The organism is Brevundimonas sp. (genome assembly GCF_036676055.1).
Classification (GTDB): Bacteria; Pseudomonadota; Alphaproteobacteria; order Caulobacterales; family Caulobacteraceae; genus Brevundimonas.
The window spans coordinates 1-19,298 of the sequence record NZ_JAKFDS010000031.1 but is presented as its reverse complement, the minus strand read 5'-3'; the positions used below and the strand labels follow the sequence as shown (position 1 = coordinate 19,298).

Annotated in this window: 19 protein-coding genes and 1 tRNA gene; 8 read left to right on the top strand and 12 right to left on the bottom strand. The window is 69.5% G+C overall.

The window, feature by feature from the left end; translation table 11 throughout:
- Positions 1-177: 177 nt before the first annotated feature.
- Positions 178-1,053 carry an N-formylglutamate amidohydrolase gene (locus tag V6M45_RS05715; protein WP_332654666.1) on the bottom strand — a complete coding sequence of 292 codons (876 nt, stop codon included), beginning with the start codon at positions 1,051-1,053 and terminating at the stop codon, positions 178-180.
- Between the two features lie 137 nt (positions 1,054-1,190).
- Between V6M45_RS05715 and cpdR the strand changes: the two genes are divergently transcribed.
- From cpdR to V6M45_RS05700, 3 genes are all read left to right on the top strand, one after another.
- On the top strand, positions 1,191-1,550 hold the full coding sequence (gene cpdR, locus V6M45_RS05710) for a cell cycle two-component system response regulator CpdR (protein WP_055826880.1): 360 nt from the start codon (positions 1,191-1,193) through the stop codon (positions 1,548-1,550).
- 137 nt (positions 1,551-1,687) lie between these two features.
- Positions 1,688-1,762, top strand: a tRNA-Val gene (locus tag V6M45_RS05705).
- A 55-nt stretch (positions 1,763-1,817) separates the two neighbouring features.
- A complete protein-coding gene (locus V6M45_RS05700) occupies positions 1,818-2,960 on the top strand; it encodes a DNA cytosine methyltransferase (protein WP_332654664.1) in 1,143 nt (380 codons plus the stop codon).
- Between the two features lie 4 nt (positions 2,961-2,964).
- Here the strand turns inward: V6M45_RS05700 and V6M45_RS05695 are convergent, their stop codons facing one another.
- Both V6M45_RS05695 and V6M45_RS05690 read right to left on the bottom strand, forming a co-directional pair.
- Positions 2,965-3,156, bottom strand: a complete 192-nt coding sequence (locus V6M45_RS05695) for a hypothetical protein (RefSeq protein WP_332654663.1) — start codon at positions 3,154-3,156, stop codon at positions 2,965-2,967.
- Positions 3,157-3,219: 63 nt separating this feature from the next.
- Positions 3,220-3,921, bottom strand: a complete 702-nt coding sequence (locus V6M45_RS05690) for a glutathione S-transferase N-terminal domain-containing protein (protein WP_332654662.1) — start codon at positions 3,919-3,921, stop codon at positions 3,220-3,222.
- A gap of 150 nt (positions 3,922-4,071) precedes the next feature.
- On the opposite strand from V6M45_RS05690, the gene V6M45_RS05685 reads away from it, so the two are divergent.
- Positions 4,072-5,460 carry a methylmalonyl-CoA mutase family protein gene (locus tag V6M45_RS05685; RefSeq protein WP_332654661.1) on the top strand — a complete coding sequence of 463 codons (1,389 nt, stop codon included), beginning with the start codon at positions 4,072-4,074 and terminating at the stop codon, positions 5,458-5,460.
- The gene (gene scpA, locus V6M45_RS05680; RefSeq protein WP_332654659.1) at positions 5,457-7,598 is read left to right on the top strand and encodes a methylmalonyl-CoA mutase; all 2,142 of its coding nucleotides are present in this window, start codon (positions 5,457-5,459) and stop codon (positions 7,596-7,598) included. The genes V6M45_RS05685 and scpA overlap by 4 nt, the downstream gene beginning before the upstream one ends.
- A gap of 3 nt (positions 7,599-7,601) precedes the next feature.
- Here scpA and V6M45_RS05675 read toward each other — a convergent pair whose 3' ends face one another.
- The 7 genes from V6M45_RS05675 to V6M45_RS05645 all read right to left on the bottom strand — a co-directional run bounded on the left by V6M45_RS05675 (position 7,602) and on the right by V6M45_RS05645 (position 13,993).
- Positions 7,602-8,021: a DUF6491 family protein gene (locus V6M45_RS05675; RefSeq protein WP_332654658.1), complete on the bottom strand. Its 420-nt coding sequence runs from the start codon at positions 8,019-8,021 to the stop codon at positions 7,602-7,604.
- Positions 8,022-8,062: 41 nt separating this feature from the next.
- Positions 8,063-9,871: an FAD-dependent 5-carboxymethylaminomethyl-2-thiouridine(34) oxidoreductase MnmC gene (gene mnmC / locus V6M45_RS05670; RefSeq protein WP_332654657.1), complete on the bottom strand. Its 1,809-nt coding sequence runs from the start codon at positions 9,869-9,871 to the stop codon at positions 8,063-8,065.
- A gap of 89 nt (positions 9,872-9,960) precedes the next feature.
- A complete protein-coding gene (locus V6M45_RS05665; protein WP_332654656.1) occupies positions 9,961-10,218 on the bottom strand; it encodes a hypothetical protein in 258 nt (85 codons plus the stop codon).
- Between the two features lie 180 nt (positions 10,219-10,398).
- Complete coding sequence (locus V6M45_RS05660) at positions 10,399-10,632, bottom strand: hypothetical protein (protein WP_332654655.1); 234 nt, start codon at positions 10,630-10,632, stop codon at positions 10,399-10,401.
- 175 nt (positions 10,633-10,807) lie between these two features.
- On the bottom strand, positions 10,808-11,101 hold the full coding sequence (locus V6M45_RS05655) for a hypothetical protein (protein WP_332654654.1): 294 nt from the start codon (positions 11,099-11,101) through the stop codon (positions 10,808-10,810).
- 148 nt (positions 11,102-11,249) lie between these two features.
- Positions 11,250-12,119 carry a flagellar motor stator protein MotA gene (motA, locus tag V6M45_RS05650; RefSeq protein WP_332654653.1) on the bottom strand — a complete coding sequence of 290 codons (870 nt, stop codon included), beginning with the start codon at positions 12,117-12,119 and terminating at the stop codon, positions 11,250-11,252.
- A gap of 74 nt (positions 12,120-12,193) precedes the next feature.
- Complete coding sequence (locus tag V6M45_RS05645) at positions 12,194-13,993, bottom strand: long-chain-acyl-CoA synthetase (protein WP_332654652.1); 1,800 nt, start codon at positions 13,991-13,993, stop codon at positions 12,194-12,196.
- A 435-nt stretch (positions 13,994-14,428) separates the two neighbouring features.
- Between V6M45_RS05645 and V6M45_RS05640 the strand changes: the two genes are divergently transcribed.
- Complete coding sequence (locus V6M45_RS05640; RefSeq protein WP_332654651.1) at positions 14,429-14,914, top strand: hypothetical protein; 486 nt, start codon at positions 14,429-14,431, stop codon at positions 14,912-14,914.
- 53 nt (positions 14,915-14,967) lie between these two features.
- Here V6M45_RS05640 and V6M45_RS05635 read toward each other — a convergent pair whose 3' ends face one another.
- Both V6M45_RS05635 and V6M45_RS05630 read right to left on the bottom strand, forming a co-directional pair.
- On the bottom strand, positions 14,968-16,296 hold the full coding sequence (locus tag V6M45_RS05635) for a PQQ-dependent sugar dehydrogenase (protein ID WP_332654649.1): 1,329 nt from the start codon (positions 16,294-16,296) through the stop codon (positions 14,968-14,970).
- A 97-nt stretch (positions 16,297-16,393) separates the two neighbouring features.
- Positions 16,394-17,299: a DUF1206 domain-containing protein gene (locus tag V6M45_RS05630; protein ID WP_332654648.1), complete on the bottom strand. Its 906-nt coding sequence runs from the start codon at positions 17,297-17,299 to the stop codon at positions 16,394-16,396.
- 103 nt (positions 17,300-17,402) lie between these two features.
- Here V6M45_RS05630 and V6M45_RS05625 point away from each other — a divergent pair, with 103 nt between their 5' ends.
- Together V6M45_RS05625 and V6M45_RS05620 are read left to right on the top strand one after the other, a co-directional pair.
- Positions 17,403-18,341 carry an ABC transporter ATP-binding protein gene (locus V6M45_RS05625; RefSeq protein ID WP_332654647.1) on the top strand — a complete coding sequence of 313 codons (939 nt, stop codon included), beginning with the start codon at positions 17,403-17,405 and terminating at the stop codon, positions 18,339-18,341.
- 2 nt (positions 18,342-18,343) lie between these two features.
- A complete protein-coding gene (locus tag V6M45_RS05620; RefSeq protein ID WP_332654697.1) occupies positions 18,344-19,111 on the top strand; it encodes an ABC transporter permease in 768 nt (255 codons plus the stop codon).
- Positions 19,112-19,298: the final 187 nt, after the last annotated feature.

Below are 19,298 nucleotides of genomic sequence, written 5' to 3'. Positions count from 1 at the left end.
GAAGGCCATTTCAGGACGAAGCTTGCCGTTACACGCCGTGAACGCGGGTGCGAAATATCCAGTTGACGCTTTGTGCACTGCACACTAACTTGATCTTCGACGCCTCGCGGCGTCATGCCCTTCCTGGGCGTTTCCTCCCTAAAGACTTTAATGCCGCGCCTTCGGGCGCGGCTTTTTTTATGCCCGGCCCAAGGGAGTCGCGTCGGCCAGCAGCTCGGCGATGACGCGGGCCGTGCCGGCGGCGCAGCGCGACCAGCCCCGCCCCGGCTCCAGTGTCGCCTCGTCGAGATACAGGGCCCGGTTCAGCTCGATCTGGATGGCATGAAAACCGTCCGCCGGCCGGCCCCAGCGCTGCGTCGTCCAGCCGCCGGAATAGGGCTGGTTCAGCGCCACCCGCCAGCCCAGCGCCTCGAACGCCCGCCGCAGCCGCCGCGTCAGCGCCGCCGCGCACGAAGAGCCGTGCCGGTCGCCCAGCACCACATCGGGCCCGCGCGCACCGCCGACCCCCAAGGTCGCCCGCGACGGCATTGAATGCCAGTCCACCAGCACCGCCTCGCCGTGGCGCGTCCGCGCCGCCTGCATCAGGTCGTCGAGGGCGGCGTGATAGGGGGCGTGAACGCGGGCGATGCGCGCCTCGGCCTCGTCGCGCCCCAGCCGGCGGTCGTAAAGCGGCCGGCCGTCTCCGGTCAGGCGCGGGATGACGCCGTAGCCGGCCGCGGCGCGAGGCGACCCCATTCGGCCATCCAGCCCCTCGATCAGCACCGGATCGAGGTCGTCCGGGGCGCGGTTGAGATCGACATAGGCCCGCGCGGTCCGGCCGAGGATCAGGGTCGCGCCGCGCTCGAGCCCCGGGGCGATCAGGCGGTCGACGAGGGCGTCCCCGGCGCTGCGCAGGCTGGCCGGATCCAGCCCGGGCGCGGGCGCCATATCGGCCGGGTAGCCGTCCCCGGAGTGCGGCGAGGCGAATACGAACGGGCCCGGCGTTTCGGGCGCGAGGACGGCGAATCCCGCCCCTTCGGCCCCGTCCACGCCCTGATCCCCGCTGTCCGCCATGACCGCTCCCTTACCGTGTTTCGCGCATCGATCCACAGGTTCGTGCGGCGGGGAGGGTTCGCCGGACCGGGGATTTTCATGGCGGGTTTACCCATCGCGGCGTAGCGTCCGGTCAACAAGACGGGGCGAAAAACGACATGGCGCGCATTCTTCTGGCCGAGGACGATCACTCGCTGCGCGGCTTCCTGACGCGGGCGCTTGAGCGGGCCGGCCATTCGGTGGTCGACTGCGAGAACGGCGACGACGCGATCGACGCCCTCGACCAGGGGCCGTGGGACCTGCTGCTGACTGATATCGTCATGCCGGGCGCCGATGGCATTGAGGTGGCCCGGGTCGCGGCTGCCCGCCAGCCCGGCATCCGCATCATGTTCATCACCGGCTTCGCCGCCGTCGCCCTGTCGGCGGCCCAGGCCAGCCCGCAGGCCAAGGTCCTGTCCAAGCCCGTCCACCTGCGTGACCTCGTCGGCGAGGTCGAGCGGATGGTGGCGGCGGCATAAAAGCAGGGGCGCCATCGCTCGCGATGCGGTCGCTCGCTACTTGAGCGCCGGCGCAGTTTTGGCCCTTGCGGACAACAAACCGGCCGGGTTATAGACCGCGCCTTCCTGCCCCCGGGGTGACCCGGGGCCGTCTCGGCGGACGCGTAGCTCAGCGGGAGAGCACTTCGTTGACATCGAAGGGGTCACAGGTTCAATCCCTGTCGCGTCCACCATCTTCCTTCCCTACAGTCGGATGTCGCCTTCGGGCCGCTCCACACGCGGGATTCCATGCCCAGCTTCTATGAGTTCTTCGCCGGCGGTGGCATGGTCCGCGCCGGACTGGGCGGCGGCTGGACCTGCCTGTTCGCCAACGACTTCGACGCCCGCAAGGGTCTGTCCTACCAGGCCAACTGGGGTGCGGGCGGAGAACTGACCGTCGGAGACATCCGCGCGCTGGACCCCGCCGACCTTCCCGGCGAGCCGGACCTGGTCTGGGGCAGCTTTCCCTGCCAGGACCTGTCGCTCGCGGGCGCGGGCGCGGGACTCGGCGGCGAGCGCTCCGGAACCTTTCACGCCTTCTGGGACGTCGTTCGCGACCTGATCGAACAGGGACGCGGTCCCCGGCTGGTGGCGGTCGAGAACGTCTGCGGGACCCTGACCTCGCACGGCGGGCGCGACTTCGAGACCATCTGCCGGACCTTCGCGGAGGCGGGCTATCGCTACGGCGCGCTGGTGATCAACGCCGAACTGTTCGTGCCGCAAAGCCGGCCGCGACTGTTCGTGGTCGGGATCCGCGACGGGGTCGAGGTCGCGCCGCGGCTGCTGTCGCCAGAGCCGGTCGAGCCGTTCCACACCGCCGCCGTGCGGCGAGCGACGGCGGCGCTTCCTGACGCCGTGCGCGAGCGGCTGCTGTGGTGGAACCTGCCGACGCCGCCGCGCCGGGCCGCGACCTTCGCCGACCTGATCGAAGAGGCGCCGGACAGCGTCGACTGGCATAACCAGGCCGAGACGAAGCGGCTGCTGGACCTGATGTCGCCGGTCAACGCCGCCAAGGTCGAGGCCGCCCGGCGGGCGGGGCGGCGCATGGTCGGCGGGGTCTACCGCCGCACCCGGGTCGAGGCCGGATCGAAGGTCCAGCGGGCCGAGGTGCGGTTCGACGACGTCGCCGGCTGCCTGCGGACCCCCGCCGGGGGCTCCAGCCGCCAGATCCTGCTGATCGTTGACGGCCCCCGCGTCCGCTCGCGGCTGATCTCCGCGCGTGAAACGGCCCGGCTGATGGGCCTTCCGGACGACTACGTCCTGCCGCGCAATTACAGCGACGCCTATCACCTGACCGGCGACGGGGTTGCGGTCCCGGTGGTGCGCCATCTGGCCCGGCATCTGTTCGAGCCGCTGGCGACCGCGCCGACGGCGGCGCGCCGGGCCGCCTGACGGATCAGTCGCGCCGCTTGCGCTCGCCGGGCCCGCCCGTTTCGGCCTGATGCTCGATCTCGCCGCTCTCGACCTCGGTCCGCGAGAAGACTTCTTCCTGACCGGACTCGAGCAGCTCGTCCTCGGGACCGCCGAGACCGCCGACGACGAGGCCGGCGGATTTCGGTGCGGGCTTTCTGGCGGGCTTACTGTCCATCCACAGCCAACGGCGTGGCTTTGCGCGGGTTCCGTCGCCCCGGGGCCTCACCGCCGACCCGGCTCAAGGTCGCGCCGGGATCTCCAGCCCGCGTTGCACCGCCGGACGGGCCAGGCCCCGTTCCAGCCAGGTGGGAACGTTCTGCAGCGCGTCGAACCCGACAAGGTCGCGCGCCTCATAGAAGCCGATCAGATTGCGCACCCAGCCCAGCATGGCGATGTCGGCGATGGTGTAGTCGCCCATGACCCACTCGCGGCCGTCCAGCCGGGCGTCGAGCACGCCCAGCAGCCGCTTCGACTCGGCGACGTAGCGCTGCAGCGGACGTTTGTCCTCGAAGGCCTTGCCGGCGAATTTGTTGAAGAATCCGACCTGTCCGAACATCGGCCCGAGCCCGCCCATCTGCCACATGACCCACTGGATCGTCTGATAGCGGCCGGCGGCGTCAGCCGGGATCAGCTGCCCCGTCTTCTCGGCCAGATAGATCAGGATGGCGCCCGACTCGAACAGGGCCAGCGGCTGTCCGCCGGGACCGTCGGGATCGAGGATGGCGGGGATCTTGCCGTTCGGATTCAGCGACAGGAACTCCGGGCCCCAGGTCTCATCCTTCCCGATGTCCACGAAATGCGCCTCATAAGGCAGACCGGTCTCCTCCAGCATGATCGAGGCCTTCACCCCGTTCGGCGTGTTCAGCGAATACAGCTGCAGGCGGTCGGGATGCTGCGCCGGCCAGCGCTGCGTGATCGGAAAGGCGGAGAGGTCGGCCATCGTAAGCTCCTGCGGCGGTCCGGACGGATGTAGGCGGGCCTCGCTAAACCGCAACAAGCGCGGTGGCGCATCCTTGCAATCCAATTTTTTGGAGACGTCCATCGCGCCCCTCGTCTGGACCGCGCCCGTTCGTCCGGGCATTGGAGGCGCATGACCTTTCCGACCCCGTCTCCCGCCGACTGGAAGGCCCTCGCCGAGAAGGCGCTGAAGGACCGGCCTATCGAAAGCCTGATCCATCTCGACGCCGACCATCTGGCGGTGCGGCCGCTCTATGGCGCGGCGACCGGCGTCCAGCCCCTGTCCGCGCCCCGTCCGTCGGACGCCGACGGCCGGGCGTGGGACCTGCGCACCCTGGTCGAGGGCGACGAGGCCGCGGCGGTCAACGCCGCCGTGCTGGCGGATCTCGAGGGCGGCGCGGCCTCGGTGGTGCTTAAGGGCGCGGTGCTCGCGGATTCGGCCCCCCTGGCGGCCGCGCTGGACGGCGTGGCGCTTGAGCTGGCGGCGGTCGGGCTGGACGCCGGGCTGGACGGGCCGGAGGCGGCCAACGCCCTGGCCGTGGCGGGCAAGGGTTCGCCGCGCGCGAAGCTGATGTTCCACATGGATCCTGTCTCCGCCTTCGCCGAAACCGGCGCCGCGCCCCGCGCGCTGGAAGAGCATCTGATGCTGGCGGCCAATACGGCGGCGCGCCATGCGGGGGCCTACCCGGACGCCCGTTTCTTCATGGCCAGCGGTCGCGTCGTCCACGAGGCCGGCGGCTCGATCGGTCAGGAACTGGCCTTCGCCACGGCCAACGCCGTGGCTCTGATCCGGACCGCCCTTGAGGCCGGGATGACGGCGGAGCAGGCCCTGAAGGGAACCGTGCTCGGGGTCGCCGTCGACCAGGAATATTTCGACAGCCTCGCCAAGGTCCGCGCCCTGCGGCTGATGTGGCGCACGCTCAGCCGCACCTTCGGGGCGGAGACCCCCGCCCTCATCGAGGCGCGGTCGTCACGGCGCATGCTGTCCGCCCGCGACCCGTGGCCGAACCTGCTCAGGCTGACGGCGGCCGGGTTCGCCGGCGCGGTCGGCGGGGCCGACGCGGTGGTGCTGGACGGCTTCTCGCGGGCGACCGGCCGCCCCGACGCCTTCGCCCGGCGGCAGGCGCGCAACACCCAGCTGGTGTTGATGGAGGAAGCGCACATCGGCCGGGTCGACGATCCGGCGGCCGGCTCCTGGTTCCTCGACCAGCGCACCCGCGAACTGGCCGAGGCCGGCTGGGCCGAGTTCCAGAAAATCGAGGCAGAGGGCGGCGTCGTCGAGGCCCTGCGCGGCCATGTCATCCAGCCGCGCATCGCCCGCGCGCGCCAGACGCTGGAAGCCGCCCTCGCCGGCGGGGTCACGCAGATGGTGGGCGTGACAAAGTTCGTCGACGCCGACCCCCGCCCGGCCCCTGTCGGACCCGATCGCCCCGTCGCACCCAAGGCCGGCGGCGACACCTGCGAGCCCCTGACCCCGATGCGCCTCGCCGCGCCCTTCGAAGCGAAGGAGGCCGGCCAATGAGCGCCCCGAACTTCACCAAAATCGACCTGGACCTGGCCCCCACCGGGCCCGGTCCGGCGCGCGAGGCCTGGAGCACGCCCGAAGGCCTCACCGTCGCCCCGGCCTATGACGCCTCGGCCCTCGACGGCCTCGACTTCATCCACGGCCTGCCCGGCATCGCGCCCTACCATCGCGGCCCCTATCCGACGATGTATGCGTCCAACCCCTGGACCATTCGCCAGTACGCCGGCTTCTCGACGGCCGAGGCCTCCAACGCCTTCTACCGCCGCAACCTCGAGGCCGGTCAGAAGGGGCTGTCGATCGCCTTCGACCTCGCCACCCACCGCGGCTACGACAGCGATCATCCGCGCGTTCGCGGCGATGTCGGCATGGCCGGCGTGGCCATCGACAGCATCTACGACATGCGCACCCTGTTCGACGGCATCCCGCTGGACAGGATGAGCGTGTCGATGACGATGAACGGCGCCGTCCTGCCCGTGCTGGCGCTCTACATCGTCGCCGCGGAAGAGCAGGGGGTCGCCCACAGCGCTCTGACCGGGACCATCCAGAACGACATCCTCAAGGAGTTCATGGTCCGCAACACCTACATCTATCCGCCCGAGCCGAGCATGCGGATCATCTCGGACATCTTCGCCTGGACGGCCGAGCACGCGCCCAAGTTCAACTCCATCTCGATCAGCGGCTACCACATGCAGGAGGCCGGGGCCTCGGCCGATCTGGAGCTGGCCTACACCCTCGCCGATGGCGTCGAATACATGAAGGCCGGGGTCGCGGCGGGCATGCTGATCGACCGGTTCGCGCCGCGCCTGAGCTTCTTCTGGGCCATCGGCATGAACTATTTCATGGAGGTGGCCAAGCTGCGCGCCGGCCGCCTGCTGTGGGCCGAGGCGGTGTCGAAATTCGGCGCGAAAGACCCCCGCTCCCTGTCGCTGCGGGCCCACTGCCAGACTTCCGGCTGGTCGCTAGCGGCGCAGGACGTGTTCAACAACGTCAGTCGCACCATGGTCGAGGCCATGGCGGCGGCCGGCGGCCAGACCCAGAGCCTGCACACCAACAGCCTCGACGAGGCCCTCGCCCTGCCGACCGACTTCTCGGCCCGCATCGCCCGCAACACCCAGTTGCTGCTGCAGATGGAGACCGGCCTGACCCGGGTCATCGATCCGTGGGGCGGCAGCTTCTACGTCGAGCGCCTGACCCACGAACTGGCCGAAAAGGCCCGCGCCCACATGGCCGAGGTCGAGGCGCTGGGCGGCATGGCGAAAGCCATTGAGGCCGGGGTCCCCAAGCTGCGCATCGAGGAATCGGCGGCGAGGACCCAGGCCCGGATCGACACCGGCCAGCAGACTGTCGTGGGGGTGAACAAATACCTCGCCGATCACGTCGACGACATCCCGGTGCTCAAGGTCGACAACGCCGCCGTGCTGGCGTCGCAGCTCGACAAGCTGAAGCGGCTCCGGGCCGAACGCGACGAGGCGAAGACCCAGGCGGCGCTGGACGCCCTGACCGCCGGCGCGCGCGGGAACGCCAACCTGCTGCAGCTGTCGGTCGAGGCCGCCCGGGCCTACGCCACCGTCGGGGAAATCTCGGACGCGCTTGAGGCCGCCTTCGGCCGTCACGTGGCCACGGTGAAGACCGTGTCCGGCGTCTATGCGAAGGAGGCCGGCGACGATCCGAAGATCGCCCGCGCCCGCGGCATGGTCGCCGCCTTCGTCGAGAACGACGGCGGCCCGCCCCGCGTTCTGATCGCCAAGCTCGGCCAGGACGGCCACGACCGGGGCCAGAAGGTCATCGCCACCGCCTATGGCGACCTCGGCTTCGAGGCCACGGCCGGTTCGCTGTTCCAGACCCCGGCCGAGGCGGCGAAGGAGGCTGTCGAGCGGGGCGTCCACGCCGTCGGCGCCTCATCGCTGGCCGCCGGCCACCTGACGCTGGTGCCCGAGCTGAAGGCCGAGCTGGAGAAGCTGGGCCGGCCGGACATCATGATCGTGGTGGGCGGAGTGATCCCGCCGTCGGACGTCCAGACCCTGATCGACATGGGCGCGGCGGCGGTCTACCCGCCCGGCTCGGTCATCGCCGACACGGCCATCGACCTGATCGAGAAGCTGAACCAGCGCCTCGGCTACGCCCAGAAGGCCTGAGCCTCAGGGGCGATGGGCGCTGGGCAGGGCCGCGACCTCCGCCTCGGTCAGCATGCGGCTGACGCGGGCGCGGCAGGTCCTGATCGGGGCGGACGAGGCAGGCAGGGTGATGCGGGCCCACTCACCGGTGCAGATACGTCCGCCGGCCAGGGCCCCGACGTCGGGGGTGATGGCGAGCTGCTGGGCGAAGTCCAGATCGGTGCAGCCGCCGGAGGAGTTCAGTTCGAACACCTGGTCCCGCAGGGCCCGGACATAGAGCTGGCCGTGGTCGCCCGCCCGGAAATTGCGCACCTGGTCGGCGCTGAAACACTGACGTTCAGGCCGGGCTGCGGCGCTCTCTCCCGGCGCTCCGGTGTCGGTGGGGGCGCAGGCCGCGGTCAGCATGGCCAGGGCGACGGCGGCAGGCGAAATCATACGCGGCATGAGTGATCTCCGGGCTGGCGGGTTGTGACTCCGCTCCAGCCTCAACCGTCCGCTTCCGGTGAAGGTTGCGCAAGGGGGGCGGCCATCACGAATCGAGTCGGTTCGACCCGCGCCGCCAGCGCGGCAGGCAAGGGCGACGGCGCGCCGGTCGCCACGGCGGCCACATGCTCGGCCAGCAGGGGGGCGACGCAGAATCCGCGCGAGCCGAGGCCGGTCAGGGCGAACAGCCCCGGCGCCAGCGCCCCGGCCATCGGCAGGCGGTCCGGCGTCGTGGCGCGGACAGCAGCGCGACTGCGAAGGCCTTGGGCGGCGGCCACGGCCTGCGCCAGCTGCGGCAATCGGGCGCCCAAGGTCTGCAGGTTGCGGGCGGTCGAGGCGGCGTCCGTTCCGGTCTCGGTCTCGCCCCGGTCGTGGGTGGCGCCGAACAACAGACCTTCTGGGGTGGGCACGGCATAGCCGCCCCAGGCGGTCGCCGCGATGGAGGGGCCCTCCACCCAGTCCGCCTGACCCCGGACCGGGGACAGCGGCAGCTCCGGCCGCAGCGCCGCCGCGCCCCAGCCTGCGGCGATCACGACCACATCGGCCTCCAGCAACGGCTGGCCCTTCGCATCGATCAGCCGCCAACCCGCTTCCGTCGGGTCGATCCGCGCGACGCTTGCTGCGACCCGCCCGGCCGCGACCAGCCATGCGGCCAGCACCCGCGAGGGGTGCAGCGCGAGGGCGTCGCGCATCAACAGGCCGCCGCTCTCGACAGGTTCTCCCAACCGCGCGGCGCAGTCGGCCGCGTCCAGCGAGGTCATCGCCCCTTCCGGCCAAACGGCTTGCGCCGCCACCTTGGCGAACCGCGCTGCGTCGCGCGCCGCCTGCTCGAGCTGCAGCACGCTGTCGGCGAGGATCGCTCCGGGGACGGACGCGTAGAGAGCGCGCGCCCGGGCCAGGGTCTGGGCGTGGAGGGCCGCAATGCCTGCGTCGCCTGCGTCCAGCCGGGGGGTGACCAGGGCCGAAGGGAAGCCTGAGCCGCCCGCGCCGGGCGCCGCCTGTTCGACCACGGTGCAGCGATGTCCGAGGGCGGCGAAGGCGCGCGCCAGGGCGGCCCCCGCGATGCCTGCGCCGATGATCGCGACGGAGGCCGGGGCGCCCTGCGCTGGCGCGGCCGGCAGGCGCGCCTCCAGCCGCTCGCGCTTGCGGCCGTGGCCGGGCTTCTTTTCGGTCGTGAATCCGCGCTCCGACAGGCCGCGTCGCACGGAGCCGGCCACGGTGAAGGTCGCCACGCGGGCGCCCGGGGCCGATCGGGCCGCGACGCCGTCCAGCACCGCGTCCGACCACATGCCCGGGTTGGTCGAGGGCGCGAACCCGTCCAGAAACCAGGCGTCGGCCCGGCCCGACCACTGCGACAGGGTCCAGTCGGCCTCGCCCACAGCCAGGTCGAGCGTGGCGTTGAAACCGGGCAGATCGATCCGGTGGAAGCCGGGCGTGGCGGCCGGCCAGCCCTCCAGCAGGGCGGCGGCGGGGGCGGCGAGTTCGGGCCAGGTCCCGAGGGCCCGGGCTGCTTCCTCGCGGCTGAGCGGGAATCCCTCGACCGAGAAGATGTGCAACTGGCTGTCCGGTGGACCCTCGCGTCTCCACAGGTCCAGCAGGGCGGCGATGTTCAACCCTGTTCCGAAACCCAGCTCGGCGACGGTGAAGCGGCGGCGGCCGCGCCACGCGTCCGGCAGTCCGCAGCCGGCGAGGAAGACCGCCCGGCTTTCCGCCAGGCCGTCCTCCCGCGAGAAATAGATGTCGTCGAACCGGCCCGAGCGCGGCGCTCCGTCCTCGGTCCAGAGCAGTCGGGGCGAGCGGTCGTCGGTCATGGCTCAGGCCCCTGCGCCGCGAAAGGCAGGCAAAGAAAACGGGGCCGCCCCGCGGACGGCCCCGGCAATCGTCTCTTCGCTGGCGGGCGTCAGTGGGCCTCGGCGGGCGGCGTGGCCGGTTCGGCTTCGGCGGCCTGGGCGGCGACGGAGGCCTCGGCGCCTTCAGCGGCGGCCTTGGCGTCGGCGGCGGTCTGTTCGACGCTCTGGTCGACGGCGGCCGGGTCGGTGATGCCGGTCGCCTCGGCGGCTTCGGTCGAAGCTTCCGGGGCCTTTTCTTCGGCGTTGTTGTTGCAGGCGGCCAGCGCCAGGGCGGCGGCGGAGGCGGCGATCAGGGCGGCGATGCGCATGGGGCGATCCTTCGTTCGAGCGGACGGCAGTGTCCCGAAGCCCGAGATACCGACGCCGACGCCGGGCCCGCAAGTGAATTTGGCGCAAGCTGGCGGCTTCGGGATCCGCGCAACGAAAAAGGGCCGCCCGCGAGGGCGACCCTTTCCGAACGGACCCGAGGGTCCGCTACGTCCCAGATATTACTGAGCCGGGGCAGCCGGGGTCTCGGCGGCCGGAGCTTCGGCGGCCGGAGCTTCGACGGTGGCTTCAGCGGCCGGAGCGGTCGCGTCGGCGGCCGGGGCCATGGCGGCGTCAGCAGCCGGAGCTTCGACGGTGGCTTCGGCGGTCGGGGCTTCTTCGGTCTTCTCGGCGGGCTGGCAGGCGGCCAGGGCCAGAGCGGCGGCCGAAGCGGCGATCAGAGCGGTGATGCGCATAGTGTTTCTTCCTTCAGAAGGGTCATACGAGGTCATGAATCCTCGCAGGTCGGAGATAACGGCTTCGTGAGGAGATACGCAAGCGAAATTCTCACGCGTTCGTGAACTGCTGTCATCGAACGATGAAAGCGGACCGGAAAACGACCCCGTTGTCGGGCCTTCGAGGCCGCAACCGTCACATCGGCGGCGGCGAGCTGGTGGCGGGCGACGTCGTGCTGTCCGCCTCGGGCGGGAGGGTCGGCGGGGTTTGACCGGAAGGCGCGGTCGCGTCATCCGGGGACGCCGTCTCTACGCTGTCCGGCGCGATCCCGTCTGCCGGAGCGGCCGCGCCATCGGCGGGGCTCATCTTGGCCGAGGCCTCCGCGCTTACGGAGGAGGCGTCGTCCGCGGTCTGGTCTTCGGCGGGCGTGCAGGCTGCCAACGACAGGACTGCGAGGGCGGCGGTGGCGGTAAAGGGTATCAGCTTCATGCGCAGTCCTCCGGGCGATCACCCGGGCGAGACAGCCGCCGGTTCCAGGATCGCTCGTCGGGGTAACCCGCCCCGCCCCGCAGCCGTTCCCGTGTCCGTGATCTCTGGTGAAGGCGCGTGAGGCTTTCGTGAGCGGGAAGCCCGGTCGTCAGGCCTCGCTGGGCGCGCCCTGCAGCGATTCTTCCATTTCGAGGAACGAGGGCTGGGCCGAGGAGGGAATGTCGCCGCGGCCGATCTCGACCGAGATCTGGGCGGCGTTACCGTGCAGGTGGGCGACCAGAACGGACTGGATGATCTTGTAGAAGGCCGCGTCGCCGTCGATGATCTCCTTCAGCCGGACCGAGATCGGTCCCACCAGGCCATAGGCCAGGAAGACGCCGAGGAAGGTGCCGACCAGCGCCCCGCCGATCATCCCCCCGAGGATTTCCGGCGGCTCGGTGATCGAGCCCATGGTCTTGATGACCCCGAGCACGGCCGCGACGATGCCCAGGGCGGGCAGGCCGTCGGCCATGTTCTGGAGTGCGTGAGCGCCGGCAAGCCCCTCATGGTGATGCTTCTCCAGCTGCTTTTCCATGGCGTCCTCGATCTGGTGCGGATCCTCGAGGTTCATGGTCATCATGCGCAGGGTGTCGCAGATGAAGTCCGTGGCGAAATGGTCCTTCAGCACCTTGGGGTATTTCTGGAAGATGGCGCTCTCGGCCGGCTTTTCGATGTGGCTTTCGAGGGCGATGACGCCCTTGGACTTCATCGTCTTGGTCAGCTGGAACAGCAGCGACAGCAGGTCCTTGTAGTCCTGCTTCTTCCATTTCGGCCCGGCGAACGCCTTGGCGAAGCCGCCCAAGGTGGCCTTGATGGTGGTGACGCTGTTGCCGATCAGGAAGGCCGCGACCGCGGCGCCGAGGATGGCCATCAGCTCATAGGGCAGGGAGTGCAGGATGACCGCCATCTTGCCGCCCGCCAGGATGTAGCTGCCGAACACCATGGCGAACAGCAGGACGATGCCGATGATCTGGAACATGAAAGGCCGGGGATCCTGACGCGAGAGGCGTCAAACATCGCCATTAATCATTAAGGGCCGGTTGCGAGCCGCGACTACAGCCGGGTTTCGCCGTTCAGGATCGCCTGCAGGGCGGTTTCGCCCAGCTTTGTGTAGCCGCTCCGCCCGCCCCGGACATAGATGGGACCGTCCACCTTCTCCGGATCGAAGCCCGCGGCAACGAGGTCCATCTTGCGGTATTTGAACGTCCCGGTGGTGTCAGCCGACTTGATGATGCGCAGGAAGACCGGCCGGGCGTAGACCGGCAACTCCTGGTCGACCCAATCGGCGAAGGCGCGGGCGCTGAACTTGCCGTCGATCACCAGGGCGACCATGCCGGCCTTGCCGTCGTGCCCCCGGACGGGAACCCCGTAGGCGATGACCTCCCGGACGCCGGGCGCGTCGGCCAGCCGTTGCTCCACCTCGGCGGTCGAGACGTTCTCGCCCTTCCAGCGGAAGGTGTCCCCGATCCGGTCGATGAAATAGACGTAGCCTTCGCTGTCCTGCCGCATCAGGTCGCCGGTGCGGAACCACCGGTCGCCGCGCACGAAGACGTCGCGCAGAATCTTCTTCTCGGAGGCGGCCTTGTCGGCATAGCCCGAGAAGGCGTGGCGAGTGTCGTCGCCGATTCGGCCGATGGCCTCGCCGACCTCCCCCGCCTTCGCCAATTGGCACAGACCGTCGGGGCCCCGCACCGGCCCCTCGCTGTCGATGTCGAAGCGCACGAGGCGGAAATTGATCTGCTTCTTCAGAAAGCCCGGGGCGCGGCCGATGGCTCCCGGCTTGCCGTCGAAATTGAACAGCGAGACGTTGCCCTCGGTCGAGCCGTAGAATTCGAGGATGTCAGGAATGGCGAACCGCTTCTGAAAGTCGCTCCAGACATCGGGCCGCAGGCCATTGCCGAAGGCCAGCCGGAGCTTGTGGGCGCGCTCGTCAGGATTTTCGGGGCAGTTGACCAGATACCGGCACAGCTCGCCGATGTAGACGAACAGGGAGGCGCCGGTGGCCTTGACGTCCGGCCAGAAGTTCGAGGCCGAGAAGCGCCGCCGCAGCACCAGCCGGCCGCCGTTCAGAAGGGCCGGGCCGATCCCGACCAGTCCGCCGGTCGAATGGTAGAGGGGCAGAACGTTGAAGGTGACGTCCTTGTCCGTCGCGGCCGTGGCCCCGGCGAAGGCGCGCATATAGGTGCGGGCGCGCGCATGGGTCACCTTGGCCGCCTTGGGCAGGCCCGTGGTGCCCGAGGTGTAGATGTACAGGGCGGTGTCGCGATTGGTCAGGCCGGAGCGCACCGAACGGGCCGGACGCACGGATGACCCGCCACGGACCGGCTTGTCGAGCCCGCGCCGTTCGTCCGCCTCATCGCTCTCATCGAGGCCCAGGACCCAGAGCATCAGGTTGCGGCCGGCGAAGGGACGCGCTTCCTCTACCTTGCGCCAGCAATCGACGTCGGTGACGACCTGGGAGGCGTTGGAGATGGACAGGCAGTGCGCCAGGGCGTGGCCCGTCAGATTGGTGTTGATCAGCGCGGTGGCGACGCCGACCTTGGAGAATCCGATCCAGGCCGCGAGATATTCGGCCCGGTTCAGCATCACCAGGGCTATGGTGTCTCCGCGCTTCAGGCGGCGGCTCTGGGCCCAGTGGCCGAACCGGTTGGCCATGGCGTCGAGCTCGCGATAGGTCAGCGTCAGCCGGTCGTCCTCGATCGCGACATGGTCGGGGAACCGGTCGACGGCCTCCTCGAAGTCGTCACAGACCAGATCGACGCTGTCGAGGTCGATCGGCTTGATGCGCTTGAGCAGGCGGCGCAGTCCCTTCGCGAACCGCAAGTCGCGCCGGATATTCGCCACCAGACCCATAGTCCCATCCACTCCGTCAGCAGGCGCCGCTCCCCAAGGTGATGAACAAGCCGCCGGTCCGGGTCAACCGGCGGGGAATCCTGGGACGCAATGGAAGCTGTCGGACGCCGGTTTGCCCCGGGGCGTGGCGCCGAAGCGGCGGTTCCGTAAGGGAAGGGTCAATTCGGCCAGAGGTCAGCGTGGTGCGACTTGTGCCAGCATTCCGGGAACGCGACCAAAGTATCCGTCCGCCACAAAACTGCACCGGTACGGGCAGAACTGTGTCTGCAACAGTGTTTCTTCAAGGCGTGCCTGATCTGGCGGAACCGTGATCTCGCGGGAGGGTTTGATCACCACTGAATTTGGAGGAACGCAGATGTCTGTAACCTATCCGCATGACCACCCCATGTCCACACTGACCGGGTCGACGCGCCGCGCGAGGAACCTTTCATTCCCGTGTACGCCCGCACCGGCCGGACCGCCCGGGGTCGCAAGGGCGGCGTCAAGACCTGGATGATCCTGGCCCCGATCGGGGTTCTGGTGCTAGGCGGCGCCGCGGCCGCCCTGATGATGGGCGACGGGGGTGATGTCGCGCCCGCCCCGCTGGTCGAGCCGGCCGCCACCCCGCCCGTGCTTCCGGCTCAGCCGCTGGTGAGCGAGATCGTGCCCGCCGAAGCCGAAATCGCCCCGGTCGTTGAGGCCACCCCGGCGCCGGCGCCGGTGGTTCGGGCGGCACCCGCCCGCCGCTCGGCCCCCGCCCCCGTCCGTCGGGCAACCTCGGCCCCGGCGCCGACCGTGGCGACGCGCGAGGCGCCGGCCGAGCCGACCGGTCCCCAGCCCTATACGGCTAGCCTGAATACGACGCCGCCGACGGCGACCGTGGCCGCGCCCGCACCGACCCCGGCTCCTCCGCCGGTGATCGTGATCCAGCCCGGAACCTGATCCCGGACTTATCGATCGAAAGGCCCCGCGGAGCGATCCGCCGGGGCCTTTCCTTATGGTCTTGCAGGCGCCGCCACGGGCGAGACCCGCCAGATCACATTACCCACGTCGTCCGCCACCAGCAGGGCCCCGCGCGCGTCGAACTGGACGCCCACGGGCCGGCCCATGGCCTGGTCGCGCTCGTTGAGGAAGCCGGTCAGGATATCCTCGGGCCCGCCGGCCGGCGTCCCCCCTGCAAAGGGGACGAAGATGACCCGGTAGCCGTTGCGCGGCCTGCGATTCCACGACCCGTGCTGGCCCACGAAGGCCCCGCCACGATAGCGGGCCGGGAATAGGTCGCCCTCGCCAAAGGTCAGTCCAAGGGAGGCGGTGTGGGCCCCCAGGGCGTAGTCCGGCTTCAGCGCGGCGGCCACCCGCTCGGGATTTCGGGGCTCGACCCGCTCGTCGACGATCTGGCCGTAGTAGCTCCAGGGCCAGCCGTAGAAGCCTCCCGGCGTCAGCGAGGTCATGTAGTCGGGCACCAGATCGTTGCCGAGCTCGTCGCGTTCATTGACCGAGACCCAGAGCTTCCCACTGTCAGGTTGCCAGTCCATTCCGACGGGATTGCGCAGGCCGGAGGCGTAGAGGCGTCGTGCGCCCGTCGCCGGATCGATCTCAAGGACAGCGGCGCGATCGACCTCTTCCTCCAGCCCGTTCTCGCCGACGTTCGAATTGGAGCCGACCCCGACGTACAGGCGTGTTCCGTCGGCGCTGGCCACCAAGCTCTTGGTCCAGTGGTGGTTGCGTCCGGCCGGCAGGTCGGCGACCTTGCGCGGCGGGGCCGCGATCGCCGTCTGGCCCGTCTGGTAGGGAAAGGCGACCACGGCGTCGGCGTTGGCCACGTAGAGGGTGTCCGCCACCAGAACCATGCCGAACGGCGAGGTCAGGTTCTCCAGAAAGGCGGTCCTGGTTTCGGCGGCCCCGTCCCCGTCGGCGTCGCGCAGCAGGGTGATCCGGTTGGCGCTCGGAGCCTTTGCCCCCGCCTTCTTCATGAACAGACTCTGGAAGAATCCGCGTAAGCCGCCCTTCTTGCCTTCCGGTTTGGGCGGGGCGTTGGTCTCGGCCACGAGGATGTCGCCGTTCGGCAGGCGATAGAGCCAGCGGGGGTGATCCAGCCCGGTTGCGAAGGCCTGGACCCGGAAGCCGGGCGCGGGCGTCGGCATGCGACCCTCGGGCCAGCCGACGGCCTCGGCGACGTTGACCGTCGGGATCGGCGACTGCTGCGGCGCGGGCAGCACCGGAGTGGGGCCGAACCCGGCCATGGGGTCCAGCGCCTCGCCGCCCTCGCAGCCGACGAGGCCGAGAGAGATGACGGACGCGGCGAGCAATTTAAGTCGGGCCATCGCGGCCTCCGGGACAGCTCAAACCGGAACGCGAAATGCGACCGATGATCGATACTACGTCCGATCGACGTCGCTGGACGATCCTGCCTGCGAAAATTTAGTCCAGCTTGAGGTCGCGCGGCGGGCGGATGCGCCGGAATCGGGCCTCGATGAAGGAAAAGGCGCCGAAGGCGACGAAGCCCAGGGCGGTCGCCATCAGGATCCACGGCCCCCCCGGCTGGCGCTCCACCGCCTCCAGCGCCGAGCCGAAACTGGTCACGTCCCGCGCGCTGGAGCGCAGCCCGGCGAGGATCACCAGGATGGCGAGGGGCAGATAGGCCAGGCCGCGCGCGATATGGCCGGCGCGCGCCAGGGGGGCCACCCGCCGGCAGGTCCGGGGCGAACAGGCGAGGTATTCGGTGAAGTCCTCGCGCCACGCCTTGACGACATTGCTCACCCCGATGCCGAGGATCATCAGCCCGACGCCGGCCAGCAGCCAGTTGCCGAACGGCAGGGACAGCACCGTGGCGGCCTGTTCCTGGCTGCGGACGACGCCCTCCTGGGCGGGATCGCCGTCCGGCGCGCGAACCAGCAGGCTGAAGGCGGCGAACGCCAGGCCGGCGTAGCTCAAGCCGCTGAAGCCCTGACTCATCCGGGTGCGCAGGCCGTGTCCGCTCACGCCCTCATGGTCGGCGTCGAAGACCGACTGGAGAACGCGCCACAGGACAAAGGCGGCGAGGCCCAGGCCGATCAGAAACACCCAGAGGCGACCGAGGGGGCGCAGAACCAGCCAGTCGAGCGCCCCCTTGGTTCCGACCGCGTCGCCCACGACGTCGACCGCCGACAGCAGGATCAGGCAGCCGACCGACAGATAGACAAAGCCGCGCGCGCCATAGCCGACCCGCGCCGCCAGTTCGAGCAGGTCATGCAGCGGCGGAACCCGCCGCAGGAGGGAGGAGTGTCGCCGCCCGCGGTCGCCCAGATCGGCGAGTCGGACGCGAAGGGAGGAGAGGGGGCTTGGCACGGCCTCGGTAACTCGCGGCCGCCGATATGGCTCCGCTGGTCACGGCGCGGCCTTGAGGTGCGACGTCCGGACGCATATCTGGCAGCGTCTCGGGAGGGCGCGCATGCAGCCGGTGATTTCAATCCAGGGTCTGACCAAGACCTACAAGTCGGGGCTTCAGGCCCTCAAGCCGATCGATCTGACGATCCGGAAAGGCGAGATATTCGCCCTGCTCGGCCCCAACGGCGCGGGAAAGACGACGCTGATTTCGGTCGTGTGCGGCATCGTCACGCCCTCCACCGGGACGGTCATCGCCGACGGTCATGACATCCAGAAGGACTACCGCCGGGCCCGCGAGAAGATCGGACTGGTGCCGCAGGAGCTGACTACCGACGCGTTCGAGACCGTGCTGGCCACGGTGACCTTCAGCCGCGGCCTGTTCGGCAAGGCGCCGAACCCGAAGCATATCGAAAGCGTGCTGCGCGAACTGTCGCTGTGGGACAAGCGCAACGACAAGATTATGACCCTGTCGGGCGGCATGAAGCGCCGGGTGATGATCGCCAAGGCCCTGAGCCATGAGCCCGACATCCTGTTCCTCGACGAGCCGACGGCCGGGGTCGATGTCGAACTGCGCCGCGACATGTGGACCCTGGTCCGCCGCCTGCGCGACCAGGGCGTCACCATCATCCTGACCACCCACTACATCGAGGAGGCCGAGGAGATGGCCGACCGGGTCGGCGTCATCCTCAAGGGCGAGCTGATCCTCGTCGAGGAGAAGACGGCCCTGATGAAGAAGCTTGGCAAGAAGACGCTGACCCTGAACCTCCAGGACCCGCTGCAGTCCGTGCCGCCGGAACTGGCGGAGTGGAACGTCTCCCTGAACGCCGACGGCCACGAACTCGAATACGTCTTCGACTCCAATCTGGAGAAGACCGGGGTGCCGTCGCTGCTGCGCACGCTCAGCGATCTGGGCATCACCTTCAAGGACCTGAACACCAGCCAGAGTTCGCTTGAGGACATCTTCGTCAGCCTGGTCCACCGGGATACGGGAGCCGCCGCATGAGCATGACCTTCAACGGCTATGGCGTCTGGGCCATCTACCGCTTTGAGATGGCCCGCGCCCTGCGCACCATCTGGCAGTCGCTGGTCACCCCGGTGATCACCACCGCCCTGTATTTCGTGGTCTTCGGCTCAGCCATCGGCAGCCGCATGACCGAGATCGACGGCGTGCCCTACGGCGCCTTCATCGTTCCGGGTCTGATCATGCTCAGCCTGTTCACCCAGTCGATCTTCAACGCCTCGTTCGGCATCTACTTTCCGAAATTCACCGGCACGATCTACGAACTGCTGTCGGCGCCGGTGTCGCCGCTGGAGATCGTGATCGCCTATGTCGGGGCGGCGGCGACCAAGTCGGCGGTGCTGGGCCTCATCATCCTCGCCACGGCGGCCTTCTTCGTGCCCCTGCAGGTGCTGCACCCGGTCGAGATGCTGGCGTTCCTGATCCTGATCTCGACCACCTTCAGCCTGTTCGGCTTCATCATCGGCATCTGGGCCAACGGTTTCGAGCAGCTGCAGATGATCCCGATGCTGGTCGTGACCCCCCTGACCTTCCTCGGCGGGTCCTTCTATTCGATCGACATGCTGCCGCCCGCCTGGCGGACGGTGACCCTGTTCAATCCGGTGGTCTATCTGATCTCCGGCTTCCGCTGGACCTTCTACGGCAGCGGCGACGTGGGCATCGGGGTCAGCCTGGCGGCGACCTTCGGCTTCCTGCTGGTCTGTCTGGCGATCGTCGGCTGGATCTTCAGGACAGGCTACCGGCTGAAGAACTAGGATCGCCGCGCACCGTCACGAAACGGGCCAGATCGGTCCGCAATCTGACCCCGCCTTCGCGTTTTCTGAGGCGCGCCCCGCGGGCGCGGGAGAGTTCATGTCCACCGACGACGATCAACCCCTCAACGGATCGCCTGCCCCCTTCGCCCGCCGCCCCGTGACCTGGGGCCGTCCGCCGGCGACCGTG

Bases quoted from the DNA above. Each gene is read 5' to 3' on its own strand.
- scpA (WP_332654659.1), top strand. From the start codon at position 5,457: ATGAGCGCCCCGAACTTCACCAAAATCGACCTGGACCTGGCCCCCACC.
- V6M45_RS05690 (WP_332654662.1), bottom strand. From the start codon at position 3,921: ATGGCCGACCTCTCCGCCTTTCCGATCACGCAGCGCTGGCCGGCGCAG.
- V6M45_RS05655 (WP_332654654.1), bottom strand. From the start codon at position 11,101: ATGAAGCTGATACCCTTTACCGCCACCGCCGCCCTCGCAGTCCTGTCG.
- V6M45_RS05665 (WP_332654656.1), bottom strand. From the start codon at position 10,218: ATGCGCATCGCCGCCCTGATCGCCGCCTCCGCCGCCGCCCTGGCGCTG.
- V6M45_RS05715 (WP_332654666.1), bottom strand. From the start codon at position 1,053: ATGGCGGACAGCGGGGATCAGGGCGTGGACGGGGCCGAAGGGGCGGGA.
- V6M45_RS05645 (WP_332654652.1), bottom strand. From the start codon at position 13,993: ATGGGTCTGGTGGCGAATATCCGGCGCGACTTGCGGTTCGCGAAGGGA.
- cpdR (WP_055826880.1), top strand. From the start codon at position 1,191: ATGGCGCGCATTCTTCTGGCCGAGGACGATCACTCGCTGCGCGGCTTC.
- V6M45_RS05685 (WP_332654661.1), top strand. From the start codon at position 4,072: ATGACCTTTCCGACCCCGTCTCCCGCCGACTGGAAGGCCCTCGCCGAG.
- V6M45_RS05700 (WP_332654664.1), top strand. From the start codon at position 1,818: ATGCCCAGCTTCTATGAGTTCTTCGCCGGCGGTGGCATGGTCCGCGCC.
- V6M45_RS05695 (WP_332654663.1), bottom strand. From the start codon at position 3,156: ATGGACAGTAAGCCCGCCAGAAAGCCCGCACCGAAATCCGCCGGCCTC.
- V6M45_RS05625 (WP_332654647.1), top strand. From the start codon at position 17,403: ATGCAGCCGGTGATTTCAATCCAGGGTCTGACCAAGACCTACAAGTCG.
- V6M45_RS05620 (WP_332654697.1), top strand. From the start codon at position 18,344: ATGACCTTCAACGGCTATGGCGTCTGGGCCATCTACCGCTTTGAGATG.
- mnmC (WP_332654657.1), bottom strand. From the start codon at position 9,871: ATGACCGACGACCGCTCGCCCCGACTGCTCTGGACCGAGGACGGAGCG.
- motA (WP_332654653.1), bottom strand. From the start codon at position 12,119: ATGTTCCAGATCATCGGCATCGTCCTGCTGTTCGCCATGGTGTTCGGC.
- V6M45_RS05675 (WP_332654658.1), bottom strand. From the start codon at position 8,021: ATGCCGCGTATGATTTCGCCTGCCGCCGTCGCCCTGGCCATGCTGACC.
- V6M45_RS05635 (WP_332654649.1), bottom strand. From the start codon at position 16,296: ATGGCCCGACTTAAATTGCTCGCCGCGTCCGTCATCTCTCTCGGCCTC.
- V6M45_RS05660 (WP_332654655.1), bottom strand. From the start codon at position 10,632: ATGCGCATCACCGCTCTGATCGCCGCTTCGGCCGCCGCTCTGGCCCTG.